The organism is Neorhizobium sp. PAMB6716 (assembly GCF_058242805.1).
Genome location: NZ_JBZAYW010000002.1, coordinates 1,216,677 through 1,230,085, shown reverse-complemented (window position 1 = coordinate 1,230,085; position 13,409 = coordinate 1,216,677). Strand labels below are relative to the sequence as shown.

Genomic DNA, 13,409 nt, shown 5'->3' with positions numbered 1-13,409 from the left:
ACAAAAAACATAAAGGAGGACATCCAGGATGACCGACACCAAGACGCTTGATCTAGACTTCGTGCGCAGCCAGTTTCCCGGCCTTGCCCGCGGCTGGACCTTTTTTGACAATGCCGGCGGATCGCAGATCCTCAAGGGCGCCGTTGAGCGGATCAACACCTTCCTCATCGAAAAGAACGTCCAGATCGGCGGCTCCTACGAGGTGTCGCAGGCAGCTGCTGCCGCACTTCTGGAAGCGCGCACCGCTGCCATGCATCTGGTCAATGCGGGCCGACCGGAAGAGATCGTCTTTGGCAACTCCACCACCGCGCTGTTGCAGAACCTTGCGCGCGCCATGCAAAGCCAGTTGTCGGCCGGCGACGAGATCATCATCACCGTTGCCGATCACGAATCCAATATTGGCCCCTGGGACCGGTTGCAGGAGCGTGGCATCGTCCTGAAGATCTGGCCGCTGAACAAGGACACGTTGACGCTAGACCTCAAGGATCTGGCGCCGCTAATCAGCGAACGCACGAAGCTCGTCTGTGTCACCCATTGCTCCAATATCCTGGGGTCGATCAATCCGATCCGCGAGATCGCCGATTTCGTCCATGCCCGTGGCGCAAAGATCTGCGTGGATGCGGTGGCCTATGCCCCGCACCGGGCGGTCGATGTGCAGGCGCTTGACGTCGATTATTACGTCTTCAGCCTCTACAAGACCTATGGCCCGCATTACGCGCTGATGTACGGCAAATACGACCTGCTGCTGGAGCTGGACACGCTCTACCACTACTTTTACGGCAAGGACAAAGTGCCGGGCAAGCTGGAGCCGGGCAACCCCAACTATGAACTTGCCTATTCCACCTGCGGCATCGTTAATTACCTTACAAGTCTCGGCGAACAGGCCGGGGAAACCGGCACGGTTCGCGAAAAAATCGTCGCGGGTTTTGGCGCGATCACCGAGCAGGAAAACCGGCTGACCGAGCGGCTTCTGGCCTTTCTGCGCTCTCGCAACGATTGCCGCATCATCGGTCAAACGGTCAATCAGGCCTCAAGCCGCGTGCCGACGATTGCCTTCCGTATCGATGGCCGCGATGCCGCAACGCTCTGCAAGACCATGGATGGCGAAAAGATTGCCATGCGGTTCGGCGATTTCCATTCGCGCCGGCTGGCGGAATATCTTGACCTGACCGATCATGGCGGCATGCTCCGGGTTTCGATGGTGCATTACAACACCGTCGAGGAGGTTGATCGCTTCATCGCCGCACTGGAAAAGATCCTTTCGACCGGGATCGGTCTTGCCAAGGCAAGCTGAGCAAAGACAACAGGCAGGAAAAGACACATGCGCTTCGACACGATCATCCGGCATGGAACGGTGGTAACCGCCAGCGACACGTTCAAATGCGATGTCGGCATCAGGGATGGCCGCATCGCAGCGCTTGCGGCGGACCTGACGGATGCTGACGAGGTGATCGATGCGACCGGTCTTTTTGTCCTGCCGGGGGGCATCGACAGCCATGTGCATCTCGACCAGCCCTCCGGCGACGGCATCGTGATGGCGGATGATTTCGACAGCGGCACGCGCTCGGCCGCCATCGGTGGCAATACCACGGTGCTCGCTTTCTGCATGCAGGAGAAGGGCCAGACCCTGCGCGAGGCGCTGAAGGTCTACCACGCAAAGGCCGACGGAAAATGCCATGTGGATGTCGCGTTCCACCTGGTGGTGACCGATCCGACGCCGGAGGTGCTGGGCCAGGAACTGCCGGCGCTGGTGGAGGATGGCTATACCTCGCTCAAGGTGTTCATGACCTACGAAGGGCTTCGCCTGCGCGATGACGAGATCCTTGCAACGCTCGATGCCGCCCGGCGCACCGGCGCACTCGTCATGGTCCACTGCGAAAACGAGGATGCCATCCGCTACCTGATCGGCCGGCACGAGGAAGACGCGAAATACGCGCCGAAATATCATGCCACGACCCGGCCGATTGCGGCCGAGCGGGAAGCCACCCACCGGGCGCTGTCGCTTGCCGAGATTGTCGACGTGCCTATCGTCATCGTGCATGTCTCCAACCGCGAGGCGATGGAGGAAATCCGCCGGGCTCGTCAGCGCGGCCAGAAAATCGCCGGCGAAACCTGCCCGCAATACCTGATGCTGACGGCGGATGATCTGGATCTTGAAGGTCTGGAGGGCGCCAAATTCGTCTGCTCGCCACCGCCACGCGACAGACAAAGTCAGGATGCCTGCTGGGAAGGTATCGAGCAGGGCGTCTTCGACCTCTTCTCCTCCGATCACTGCCCCTTCCGCTTCGACGATCCGGAGGGCAAGCTGAACGAGAGGGGTAAACGACATTTCCGCTGGATCCCGAACGGCATTCCAGGCGTCGGCACACGCCTGCCCATCCTGTTTTCCGAGGGCGTGATGAAGGGCCGCATCGATATCAACCGCTTCGTTGCGGTGACCTCCACCAATCATGCAAAGCTCTACGGGCTTTATCCGCAAAAGGGTACGATCGCGATCGGTGCCGATGCCGATATCGCGCTGTGGGATCCGACAAGGCAGGTGACGCTCACCAATGACATGCTTCAGCATGGCGCCGATTACACGCCCTATGAGGGGCTCGATGTGAACGGCTGGCCGGTGCGCGTGCTGTTGCGCGGAAAGACGATCGTCTCCGATGATGCCCTGACAGACCAGAGACCAGCCGGGCACTATCAGGCACGGCAGAAATCATCGCTGCTGCGGGCGGGAGGCCTGTAAGGCAGGCCTCCCGCGCTGGCACTGTCAGTTCGCCACAGCCGCGCGCACATCTATCGCAGCCCTTTCGTTTTCTCTAAGATGAAGAAAAATCGAAAGCTGGGTTATACTGTGTCTGCATGCCAGGTGAAGATCGAAATGTTTGCCAAGGCGTAGGAACGAGTGCCACCGATGAACTTGCGGCCGTGACGCCGCAGCCCGCCGCAAGTCCTGGAGCGCAGCTTTGCGAGGGGAAGGTGGCACAGGCGATTGTGTCTGATGCTTTGAAATTCAAGCGGTGCGCATCGGCCATATTTCGCCGGTTCACACCATCATCTGTGGTCATTGTCCGCCTCGAAGCGTCAATATGGTGTGCGCCACGCCAGATGTGGCTGCCATCGAAACAGGCCCCGTCGCACGTTGTCCTGTTGACGAATAGCATTCGTTTGACATTCATTTTATTTTCGCTCTACAGTACATCAGTTTCGCATATGCTCACAAATGGGACAGGGCGGCGCATCAGACAGGTTTTTTCCTGTCGACCAATGTGGCCGCAGGTCTGGAAGTTTTGATGCCGGTGCTCTGTCCTGCCGCTTGATGGCGGCGTGATGGATGGGCTTTCAAGCCTTGGAGGGGCTGAAGGGGACCGGTCATCGACAGCTTAGGGTTGGGAGGCCCAAGGCATGCTGGAATTGCATAATGTGTCGAAGGTGGTGGGCCGCGACTACCATATTTTCCCGACCACCCTTGCACTCAAGCGGGGAACGCTGAATGTCCTGCTTGGTCCGACGCTGTCGGGCAAGACCTCGCTGATGCGCCTGATGGCCGGGCTTGATCGACCGACGGAGGGGCAGATCCTCTTTGATGGCACGGATGTCACCGGCATGCCGGTGCAAAAGCGCAACGTCGCCATGGTCTACCAGCAGTTCATCAACTATCCGGCGCTGACGGTTTATGAAAACATCGCATCGCCCATGCGTATTGCCGGCAAGGATGCCGCCACGATCGACCGCGAGGTGAAGAAGGCCGCCGATCTGCTGCGGCTGACGCCTTATCTCGATCGCACGCCGCTCAACCTCTCCGGCGGCCAGCAGCAGCGCACGGCGCTTGCCCGCGCCATCGTCAAGAACGCCAATCTCGTGCTTCTCGACGAACCGCTGGCCAACCTGGATTACAAACTGCGTGAGGAATTGCGCGAGGAACTGCCAAAGATCTTTGCCGCATCCGGTGCGATCTTCGTTTATGCGACCACAGAACCGTCCGAGGCGCTGCTGCTCGGCGGCAGCACCGCGACGCTCAGCGAAGGCCGCGTCACCCAGTTCGGCGACACCATCCGTGTCTACCGTGAACCGTCAGATCTTCTGACCGCCCGCACCTTTGCCGACCCGCCGCTCAATACCATCAACCTCGTCCACGAGGGGGGACAGTTCCTGCATGGTGGCCAGCCGATCCTTCCCGTACCGTCGCATCTAGCGGCCATTCCGTCCGGGCCGGTGACGGTGGCGTTTCAGCCGCATCATCTGATGCTCGCGCCGCGCCCGTTCAGCCATCCGCTCGCAACCCGAACCCAGGTTTCGGAGATCGCCGGGTCCGAAAGCTTCATCCACCTGGATTTCGCCGGTGAAAAATGGGTGATGTTGACGCACGGCATCCACGACATCGATCCCGACCAGATGATCGATGTGCATCTGGATACGCGCCATCTGATGGCATTCGACCCGGCAACCGGTGCGACGCTTGCTGCGCCACATCCAACGGCGGCGTGAGGAAGACACCATGGCCCGTATCAGCCTCGATCATATCCGCCACGCCTATAACGCCAAGGCCAAGGCTGCCGGCGATTATGCCTTGAAGAAGGTTCATTACGAATGGGACGACGGCGGCGCCTACGCGCTTCTGGGCCCCTCCGGCTGCGGCAAGACCACGCTGCTCAACATCATCTCCGGGCTCCTGCATCCCTCCGATGGGCGCATCCTGTTTGACGGCAAGGACGTGACGACCCTGTCGACCGAGGCGCGCAACATCGCCCAGGTTTTCCAGTTCCCGGTCGTTTACGACACGATGAGCGTCTTCGACAATCTCGCCTTTCCGCTGCGCAACCGGCATGTGCCGGAGGCCGAGGTGAAAAAACGCGTCGAGCACATCCTTGACATGACGGACCTCGCGTCCATGGCGGGCCGGCGCGCGCAGGGGCTGACGGCCGACCAAAAGCAGAAGATCTCGCTCGGCCGCGGGCTGGTGCGCTCCGATGTCAACGCGATCCTCTTCGATGAGCCGCTCACCGTCATCGATCCGCATATGAAATGGCAGCTGCGCTCGCAGTTGAAGCGCCTGCATCGCAGTTCACGTTTTACCATGGTGTATGTGACGCATGACCAGACCGAGGCGCTGACCTTTGCCGACAAGGTCGTCGTGATGCATGACGGACAGATCGTCCAGATCGGCACGCCTGCCGAACTTTTCGAACGGCCGAGCCACACCTTCGTTGGTTATTTCATCGGTTCACCGGGCATGAATGTCATGCCGGTTGCGGTGGAGGGTGCATCTGCCCGTATCGGCGATCAGACGATTGCGCTGTCCGGCGCACCGAAAGTTAATGCCGGCGCCAAGGTGGAGCTTGGCATCCGCCCGGAATTCGTGCGGTTATCGCGCGAGGGCATGACAATCGACATCGGCAAGGTCGAGGATATCGGACGCCAGAAGATCGTGCGGGCGCGGTTCTGTGGGCAACCTCTCTCCATCGTTCTTTCGGAAGACGACGAAATCCCGGCCGATCCGCGCGTCACGTTTGATCCCGGAGCTATCGGCATATTCGCCGATAGCTGGCGCGTCGGCATGGAGGGCTGAAACATGAACAAGACGTGGAACAACAAAGCCTGGTTCATGGTGCTGCCGGTTCTGGTGTTGGTGGCCTTTTCCGCCGTCATTCCGCTCATGACGGTGGTGAATTATTCGGTGCAGGATACGTTCGGCAACAACCAGTTCTTCTGGGCAGGCACCGACTGGTTCGTGCAGATGCTTTCTTCCGACCGGTTCTGGAATGCTCTGGCGCGCAATCTTGTCTTCTCCGGCATCATTCTTGCAATCGAGGTGCCGCTTGGCATTTTCATTGCGCTCAACATGCCAAAGACCGGGCCGGGCGTGCCGGTCTGCCTCGTGCTGATGGCTCTGCCGCTTCTCATTCCGTGGAATGTCGTCGGCACCATCTGGCAGGTGTTCGGGCGCGTCGATATCGGCCTGCTGGGTTATGTGCTGAACAGTCTCGGCATCGATTATAATTACACGCAGGACCCCGTTGATGCCTGGGCAACCGTCATCGTCATGGATGTCTGGCACTGGACGAGCCTTGTCGTGCTGCTCTGCTATGCCGGTCTCGTCTCCATTCCGGATGCCTATTACCAGGCTGCCAAGATCGATGGTGCCTCCCGCTGGTCGGTATTTCGCTATATCCAGCTGCCGAAGATGAAGCGGGTGCTGCTGATTGCCGTACTCCTGCGCTTCATGGACAGTTTCATGATCTACACCGAGCCATTCGTGGTAACGGGCGGTGGGCCGGGCAATTCCACCACCTTCCTCTCCATCGATCTTGTCAAGATGGCGGTTGGCCAATTCGATCTCGGGCCGGCGGCGGCCATGTCGATCATCTACTTCCTGATCATCCTTCTGCTGTCATGGGTCTTTTATACCGTGATGACGCAGAGCGATGCCGAAGAGAAGTGAGGGGAAAACATGAGCCAAATCAGCACCCGCAGCCGCTTCGGTTTCCTCGTCCCGACGATCTATATCGTCTTCCTCATCCTGCCGATCTACTGGCTGGCGAATATGAGCTTCAAGACGAACAGCGAGATCCTCGGGGCCTTTTCGCTCTGGCCGCAGCAGCCGACACTGCGCAACTACATGGTGATCTTTACCGATCCTTCCTGGTACAACGGCTACATCAACTCCATCATCTATGTGGTGATGAACACGGTGATTTCGGTCAGTGCAGCACTTCCGGCAGCCTACGCTTTTTCCCGCTATCGTTTTCTCGGCGACAAGCACCTGTTCTTCTGGCTCTTGACCAACCGCATGGCGCCGCCGGCCGTGTTTGCCCTGCCCTTCTTCCAGCTTTATTCGGCCTTCGGCCTCATCGACACCCATATTGCGGTTGCCATCGCGCACTGCCTGTTCAACGTGCCGTTGGCGGTGTGGATCCTGGAAGGGTTCATGTCGGGCGTTCCGAAGGAAATCGACGAAACTGCCTATATCGACGGTTATTCCTTCCCGAAATTCTTCGTCAAGATCTTCATGCCGCTGATTGCCTCCGGCATCGGTGTCGCCGCCTTCTTCTGCTTCATGTTTTCCTGGGTCGAGCTTCTGATTGCCCGGACGCTGACGACCACAGATGCCAAGCCGATTGCAGCGACCATGACGCGCACCGTCTCGGCGTCAGGCATGGACTGGGGCGTGCTGGCGGCGGCCGGCGTGCTCACCATCATTCCCGGCGCGCTCGTCATCTATTTCGTCCGAAACTACATTGCCAAGGGCTTTGCCCTCGGCCGCGTCTGACAGGAGGTTTGCGGTGAGCTTCACATGGATGGCCTGGACACTGCCGACGGCGCTGTTTTTCATCGGCATCTTCACGTTGATCGCGGCCATGGGCGTCTGGGAATACCTGTCGCCGGGCGGTGGTCCGCGGGTTGGAGTTTTGAGGTTCGAGACGACGCGCGGCGACCGCCTGTTCGTGTCGCTGCTGGGCTCCGCATTCATTCATCTCGCATGGCTGGGTCTTGGAGGGCCCAGTCTATGGTGGGCTTTGGCCCTGTCCGTGGTCTATGCGATCGGCGTGTTCCGCTTCGTTTAGCCAGGAGGGCCAGAAGGCCTGCCGGGTGGGACCGGCAGGCAATTCTAAACGACTATCTGCAATCGCAACGTTGGGAGGAGACCTTATGCGACGGCACCTGATGACGACAACGGCAGCCCTGCTGCTGGCAATGACAGGGACGGCCTTTGCCGACATGAACGCGGCAACGCAGTTCCTGGACAAGGAAATCAAGGACATGTCGGCGCTGACGCGCGCCGACCAGGAAAAGGAAATGCAATGGTTCATCGATGCGGCAAAGCCCTTTGCCGGCATGGATATCAAGGTTGTTTCCGAGACCATCACCACGCATGAATACGAATCCAAGGTGCTGGCGCCAGCTTTCACGGCAATCACCGGCATCAAGATCACCCATGACCTGATCGGCGAAGGCGATGTGGTCGAAAAGCTGCAGACGCAGATGCAGTCCGGCGAAAATATCTATGACGCCTATGTCAACGATAGCGACCTCATCGGCACCCACTGGCGCTACAAGCAGGCGCGCTCGCTGACCGACTGGATGGCCAACGAAGGCAAGGCCGTCACCAACCCCGGCCTCGACCTGCAGGACTTCATCGGCCTGAAATTCACCACCGCGCCGGATGGCAAACTCTACCAGCTGCCGGACCAGCAGTTCGCCAATCTCTACTGGTTCCGTTATGACTGGTTCAACGACGCCAAGAACAAGGCCGATTTCAAGGCGAAATACGGCTACGATCTCGGCGTTCCCGTCAATTGGTCGGCTTATGAGGACATTGCCGCATTCTTCACCGGCCGCGAGCAGGACGGAAAGAAGGTCTTCGGCCACATGGACTATGGCAAGAAGGACCCATCGCTCGGCTGGCGCTTTACCGACGCCTGGCTTTCCATGGCCGGCAATGGCGACAAGGGCCTGCCGAACGGCTTGCCGGTGGATGAATGGGGCATCAAGGTGGACGAAAAATCCCGTCCGGTCGGCTCCTGCGTGGCGCGCGGCGGCGATACCAACGGGCCGGCCTCCGTCTACGCCATCCAGAAATACCTCGATTGGTTGAAGGCCTATGCACCGCCGTCAGCGCAAGGCATGACCTTCTCGGAATCCGGGCCGGTGCCATCACAGGGTGAAGTCGCCCAGCAGATGTTCATGTACACGGCCTTTACCGCCGATCTCGTCAAGGATGGCCTGCCGGTCGTCAACGCCGACGGGACGCCGAAATGGCGCTTTGCGCCCAGCCCGCACGGCGTCTACTGGAAGGACGGCATGAAGCTGGGTTACCAGGACGTCGGCTCCTGGACGCTGCTGAAATCCACCCCTGATGACCGCGCCAAGGCGGCGTGGCTTTATGCCCAGTTCGTCACCTCCAAGACCGTCGACGTGAAAAAGAGCCATGTCGGCCTGACGCTGATCCGGGAATCGACCATCCAGCACAAGAGCTTCACCGACCGTGCGCCAAAGCTCGGTGGCCTCATCGAGTTCTACCGCTCGCCGGCCCGCGTGCAATGGTCGCCGACCGGCACCAATGTGCCGGATTATCCAAAGCTTGCCCAGTTGTGGTGGCAGGCGATCGGCGATGCCTCTTCCGGAGCAAAGACCGCGCAGGCCGCCATGGACTCGCTGTGCTCGGAACAGGAAAAGGTCATGCAACGCCTCGAGCGCGCCGGCGTTCAGGGCGATATCGGCCCGAAGCTCGCCGAAGAGCATGATCTGGCCTACTGGAACAAGGATGCCGTCGCCAAGGGCCACCTTGCGCCGCAGTTGAAGGTTGCGAACGAAAAGGAAAAGCCCCTCACCGTCAATTATGACGAGCTGGTGAAGAGCTGGCAGAAGAAGTAATACGGGCGGACCAAGTGAGCGATTGCGCCGGCGGATGTTCATCATCCGCCGGCTTTTTTTGGGGATGTGGGTAGCTGGCGCAGAGATCATTCAATGTCCATAGCCATTCATTGAAGCGCGAGACTGAGCGTGATCGGCCATGACAATCCGAGAGACGGCTGCCATCAGAACCTGTGGATCCGCAACCCGAGCACTTTCTCCGAAATGATCACCACGGCCAGCGTCAGCACAATCGAAACCGTCGAGACGGCTGCGGCCTCCGGCGTGAAATTGGTGCGCAGGTAATCGTAAAGCTGGATGGGCAGCGTTGCTGTTCCGATATTCTTCAACATGAAGGAGATGGTGAAGATATCGAAGGAAATGATGAATGCGAACAGGCAGCCGCCGATGACGCCGGGCTTGATCAGGGGCAACATGATGCGGCGAAAGCGGGTGAAGGGACCCGCCCCGAGGCTTCGTGCCGCAAGGCTCCAGGCGGGATCATAAGATTCCATCGCAGCCGAGACATTGATGAACACGAAGGGCAGCGTGATCAGCACATGGCCGATGATCATCGCGGCGATGGTCTTCGTGCCGATGCCAATCGAATAGACGAAGAACAGCAGCGATATGGCGGTGAGCACTTCCGGCAGCAGAAGCGGCAGCAGCATGGCAAGCCGCACACTTTCCTTCCAGCGACCGGAATGCTGGATGTAGAACATCGCAGCCATTGTGCCGATGATGCCCGAAATCACCGTCGAGACCGCAGCCACCCAGAGCGATGTCCTGATCGCCCGCATGAAGACGTCGTTGTTGAAGAACACGACATACCACCGGAAGGACAGGCCCTGCGGCGGAAATGTCAGGAATGCACCGGCATTAAACGACGCGCCGACGACCACGAGGATTGGCAGGAGCAGAAAGGCGTAAATGACCAGGCAATAGCCCGTCAGCAAGGGTTTCGACATCAGTTCGCCTTCCATTTCATGCGGGTGAGCCGGGCAAAGATCAACACGACAAGCGCGCCCGTCAGAGAAAGCATCAGCGCCATGGCCGAACCGAACGGCCACTGGAACGTGTCGATCAGGGCATCGACCACACTGACGGCCATTGTCTTCACCCGCAGGCCGCCAATCAGCGAGGGCGTCACATAGGCACTGAGCGAGAGCACGAAGACCAGGATACAGCCGGCCTGGATCCCTGGCATGGACAACGGCAGCACGATGCGCCGGAACGCCGTGATCCTGCCGGCTCCCAGCGAGCGTGCCGCGGCCTCGATGGAGGGGTCGATCCCCTGAAGCGCGCTCATCAGCGGCAGGATCATGAACGGCAGGAAGACATGGACGAGGGCTATGACGATGCCGAGCGAATTATACATCAGCCCTAGCGGACTATCGATCAGCCCCATGTTGATCAGCGTGCGGTTGATGATGCCGTTATTGCCCAGAAGGATCGTCCAGCCATAGCTGCGGATCACGATGCCCACGAGCAATGGCGACAGCACGAGCCCATAGGCGAGGCCACGAAACCGCATCTGGGTTCTGGCCAGTTGCCAGGCGACGGGAAAACCCAGAATAAGGCAGGCAAATGTTGTGATGGCGCCGATCATCAGCGTATTGGCGATCTGCTCCAGATAAAAGCTGTCGGAAAACAGCCTGAGATAATTGCCGGTGGTAAAACCGGGGGCATAAGGAGAGCCATTGCCCGGATTGCGAAAGCTCATGATGCCGATATTGATATAGGGCAGGACGAGGAAGAGGCCGAGCAGCAGCACGGCCGGCGCAATCAACAGGAACGGCTTTGCGGAGCGGGAACTGATACTCATGACGGCGCCCCGAGCGGCCAGAAGCGTTCACCGTCAACCTTGATGGTGACGCGATCTCCCGCAGCCCAGCGATTGCGCGGGAAGGTCTGCACATTGATCGTCTGGCCATTGTCCAGCGTCAGGCGGTAATCGACAAGGCTTCCCGAGTAATAGCTGGCGGAGATGGTGGCCTGGGCGCCACCGTTATCGGCGCTTGCAAGCTCGACGGCTTCGGGACGCAGTGTCAGTATGACTGTGCCGTTGGCATCAGGTGCGACACCGCGCACCAGAAACTGCCCGAGAACCGTATCGACAAGGGTCAGATCGCCGGCGGCCGGTGAAACCACTTTGCCTTCCAGGATATTCACCTGACCCACGAACTGCGCGACCTCAAGGCTGGCTGGTCGCTCGTAGATATCGGAGGGTGAACCATGCTGCGCGATGCGACCGCCGAACATCACGACCACCCGGTCGGACATGGTCATCGCCTCGGCCTGATCATGCGTCACGTAGACGGTGGTGATGCCGACCCGCTTTTGCAGGTCGCGAATGAACACCCGCATTTCCTCGCGCAGCTTGGCATCGAGATTGGCCAGCGGCTCGTCGAGCAGCAGGATACGGGGCTCGATCACCAGAGCACGGGCCAGCGCCACACGCTGCTGTTGTCCGCCGGAAAGCTGGCGTGGATAGCGGTCGGCGTATCCAGACAGCTGTACCATGTCGAGGACGCGTGCCGTGCGCGCGGCAATGTCCGATCGGGAGACGCGTCGCATTTCAAGGCCGAAGGCCAGGTTTTGCGCCACCGTCATATGGGGAAACAGCGCATAGTTCTGGAACACCATGCCGATGTCGCGCTTTTCGGCGGGCACGTTGACCACATCCTGACCGTCAAAGCGGATGGCACCGGCTGTCGCCTCCTCGAAACCGGCAATCATCTTCAGCGTCGTCGTCTTGCCGCAACCGGAAGGGCCAAGCAGTGAGATGAACTCGCCATCGGCAATCTTCACGGAAATCCCGTTCACCGCCAGAGAGCTTCCATAGTCCTTGGTCAGCCCTTCAATGCTCACCTCTGTCATGATCGATCTTCCAAATTCTGCCCGCGATGGTGTTGCGCGCGCCTATGCCGGGGTACCGGGCCGCTCTACGCGGCCCGACCATTGTGATTGAGGAGAAAAACCTGCAATCAGCGCATGACCTTTGCCCAGGTCTCGGCAAAGGCGGCCTGTTTCTCGTTCATGAAATTCCAGTCCCAGGTCAGGACCTTGTCCATCATGGCGCCCGAGATCGGCACGTCCTTCTTCAGGTCCTCGGGCACGATCACCTTGGAATTGGTGGGCGAGACGAAGAACTGCTTCATCAATGGCAGCTGTCCCTCGGGAGACAGCAGGAAGTTGGCGTATTCGTAGGCCAGTTCCTTTTCCGGTCCGTTGGCCAGAATGTTGAGCGTCTGGTCGAACATGATCAGACCCTCTTCCGGCACCACGACATCGATCGGCAGGCCTTGCGCGCGAAGGCGTGCCACTTCGCCGAAATCGAAGGGAGCAACGACAAATTCGCCGGACGCGATGCCGGTCGAGAGGTTGAAATCGGCCTGGATAACGGGCCCGAGCTTTTCGAGTGCCTTGAAGCCGGCATCGATATCATACTGGTCCTTGCCAAAAATCTTGGAGGCCAGCATCAGTTCCATTTTGCCGGCCGTGTTGGCAAAGTTGTAAAGACCGATGCGTCCCTTGAATTCCGGATTGTCCCAAAGATCCTTCCAGCTTTTCGGTGGCGTCTTCACCATGTCGGTGCGGTAGGCGAGCCCGATGGGCGACACCATGGCGACCGCACCCCAGCCATCGGTCTTCTTGGCCAGCGGATAGAGGTCATTGTAGTTCGACAGCTTGGTGAGATCGAGCTTCTCGAAAAAACCTTCCTTGCGAAGGCTCGAGGCGAAAGCTTCGTTGGTCATCAGGATGGAATAAGGCGGGTTCTTTACGCCTGCAGCCCGCAGGTTGGCGCTCCATACCCGGCCGTTGCCGGCGTCAAGCGTTACGGCTGCGCCGCTCTTGGCGGTAAAGGCCGGTGCCAAAGTCGTGCGCCAGAACTGCTCCCACGCCCCGCCAAGCGTCGGCACAACGAGTGTCTTACCCTCGGCGCGGGCGGGCATGCCGATCATTCCGGCAGCTGCAAAGCCGCCCATTCCGGCAAGAAGGTGCCGTCTGTTCATGGTCATCATTTCAGTTCCCCTTATCGTTGCGGTGTCATGGGTGAGAGC

General features: G+C 59.5%; 12 protein-coding genes. 8 read left to right on the top strand and 4 right to left on the bottom strand.

The features are described from left to right. The first annotated feature begins 28 nt into the window (after positions 1 to 28). The 8 genes from AC4CWH_RS24220 (at position 29) to AC4CWH_RS24185 (ending at position 9,366) form a co-directional block, all read left to right on the top strand. The gene (locus AC4CWH_RS24220; protein ID WP_491321757.1) at positions 29 to 1,294 is read left to right on the top strand and encodes a cysteine desulfurase-like protein; all 1,266 of its coding nucleotides are present in this window, start codon (positions 29 to 31) and stop codon (positions 1,292 to 1,294) included. A gap of 27 nt (positions 1,295 to 1,321) precedes the next feature. Continuing rightward, positions 1,322 to 2,737: a dihydropyrimidinase gene (hydA, locus tag AC4CWH_RS24215; protein WP_491321756.1), complete on the top strand. Its 1,416-nt coding sequence runs from the start codon at positions 1,322 to 1,324 to the stop codon at positions 2,735 to 2,737. 659 nt (positions 2,738 to 3,396) lie between these two features. After that, positions 3,397 to 4,479: an ABC transporter ATP-binding protein gene (locus AC4CWH_RS24210; RefSeq protein ID WP_491321755.1), complete on the top strand. Its 1,083-nt coding sequence runs from the start codon at positions 3,397 to 3,399 to the stop codon at positions 4,477 to 4,479. 10 nt (positions 4,480 to 4,489) lie between these two features. Continuing rightward, the gene (locus tag AC4CWH_RS24205; RefSeq protein ID WP_491321754.1) at positions 4,490 to 5,560 is read left to right on the top strand and encodes an ABC transporter ATP-binding protein; all 1,071 of its coding nucleotides are present in this window, start codon (positions 4,490 to 4,492) and stop codon (positions 5,558 to 5,560) included. Positions 5,561 to 5,563: 3 nt separating this feature from the next. Then, positions 5,564 to 6,433 (top strand): carbohydrate ABC transporter permease, encoded by an 870-nt coding sequence (locus tag AC4CWH_RS24200; protein ID WP_491321753.1) that lies wholly within the window; start codon positions 5,564 to 5,566, stop codon positions 6,431 to 6,433. Between the two features lie 9 nt (positions 6,434 to 6,442). Further along, a complete protein-coding gene (locus tag AC4CWH_RS24195) occupies positions 6,443 to 7,261 on the top strand; it encodes a carbohydrate ABC transporter permease (RefSeq protein WP_491321752.1) in 819 nt (272 codons plus the stop codon). 13 nt (positions 7,262 to 7,274) lie between these two features. Further along, positions 7,275 to 7,556 (top strand): DUF2160 domain-containing protein, encoded by a 282-nt coding sequence (locus AC4CWH_RS24190; RefSeq protein ID WP_491321751.1) that lies wholly within the window; start codon positions 7,275 to 7,277, stop codon positions 7,554 to 7,556. Between the two features lie 85 nt (positions 7,557 to 7,641). Further along, positions 7,642 to 9,366, top strand: coding sequence for an ABC transporter substrate-binding protein (locus AC4CWH_RS24185; RefSeq protein ID WP_491285831.1), 1,725 nt, complete (start codon positions 7,642 to 7,644; stop codon positions 9,364 to 9,366). Between the two features lie 164 nt (positions 9,367 to 9,530). Here AC4CWH_RS24185 and AC4CWH_RS24180 read toward each other — a convergent pair whose 3' ends face one another. The 4 genes from AC4CWH_RS24180 to AC4CWH_RS24165 all read right to left on the bottom strand — a co-directional run bounded on the left by AC4CWH_RS24180 (position 9,531) and on the right by AC4CWH_RS24165 (position 13,370). Then, positions 9,531 to 10,313: an ABC transporter permease gene (locus AC4CWH_RS24180; RefSeq protein WP_491285834.1), complete on the bottom strand. Its 783-nt coding sequence runs from the start codon at positions 10,311 to 10,313 to the stop codon at positions 9,531 to 9,533. After that, positions 10,313 to 11,170, bottom strand: a complete 858-nt coding sequence (locus AC4CWH_RS24175) for an ABC transporter permease (RefSeq protein ID WP_491321750.1) — start codon at positions 11,168 to 11,170, stop codon at positions 10,313 to 10,315. Before AC4CWH_RS24175 ends, AC4CWH_RS24180 begins: the two co-directional genes overlap by 1 nt. Next, the gene (locus tag AC4CWH_RS24170) at positions 11,167 to 12,225 is read right to left on the bottom strand and encodes an ABC transporter ATP-binding protein (protein WP_491321749.1); all 1,059 of its coding nucleotides are present in this window, start codon (positions 12,223 to 12,225) and stop codon (positions 11,167 to 11,169) included. The genes AC4CWH_RS24175 and AC4CWH_RS24170 overlap by 4 nt, the downstream gene beginning before the upstream one ends. 107 nt (positions 12,226 to 12,332) lie before the next feature. Beyond that, the gene (locus AC4CWH_RS24165) at positions 12,333 to 13,370 is read right to left on the bottom strand and encodes an ABC transporter substrate-binding protein (RefSeq protein WP_491285838.1); all 1,038 of its coding nucleotides are present in this window, start codon (positions 13,368 to 13,370) and stop codon (positions 12,333 to 12,335) included. Positions 13,371 to 13,409 lie beyond the last annotated feature (39 nt).

What these genes read in the sequence shown, in the direction of transcription:
- AC4CWH_RS24220 (WP_491321757.1), top strand. Translation starts at nt 29, where the DNA reads ATGACCGACACCAAGACGCTTGATCTAGACTTCGTGCGCAGCCAGTTT.
- hydA (WP_491321756.1), top strand. Translation starts at nt 1,322, where the DNA reads ATGCGCTTCGACACGATCATCCGGCATGGAACGGTGGTAACCGCCAGC.
- AC4CWH_RS24210 (WP_491321755.1), top strand. Translation starts at nt 3,397, where the DNA reads ATGCTGGAATTGCATAATGTGTCGAAGGTGGTGGGCCGCGACTACCAT.
- AC4CWH_RS24205 (WP_491321754.1), top strand. Translation starts at nt 4,490, where the DNA reads ATGGCCCGTATCAGCCTCGATCATATCCGCCACGCCTATAACGCCAAG.
- AC4CWH_RS24200 (WP_491321753.1), top strand. Translation starts at nt 5,564, where the DNA reads ATGAACAAGACGTGGAACAACAAAGCCTGGTTCATGGTGCTGCCGGTT.
- AC4CWH_RS24195 (WP_491321752.1), top strand. Translation starts at nt 6,443, where the DNA reads ATGAGCCAAATCAGCACCCGCAGCCGCTTCGGTTTCCTCGTCCCGACG.
- AC4CWH_RS24185 (WP_491285831.1), top strand. Translation starts at nt 7,642, where the DNA reads ATGCGACGGCACCTGATGACGACAACGGCAGCCCTGCTGCTGGCAATG.
- AC4CWH_RS24180 (WP_491285834.1), bottom strand. Translation starts at nt 10,313, where the DNA reads ATGTCGAAACCCTTGCTGACGGGCTATTGCCTGGTCATTTACGCCTTT.
- AC4CWH_RS24175 (WP_491321750.1), bottom strand. Translation starts at nt 11,170, where the DNA reads ATGAGTATCAGTTCCCGCTCCGCAAAGCCGTTCCTGTTGATTGCGCCG.
- AC4CWH_RS24170 (WP_491321749.1), bottom strand. Translation starts at nt 12,225, where the DNA reads ATGACAGAGGTGAGCATTGAAGGGCTGACCAAGGACTATGGAAGCTCT.
- AC4CWH_RS24165 (WP_491285838.1), bottom strand. Translation starts at nt 13,370, where the DNA reads ATGATGACCATGAACAGACGGCACCTTCTTGCCGGAATGGGCGGCTTT.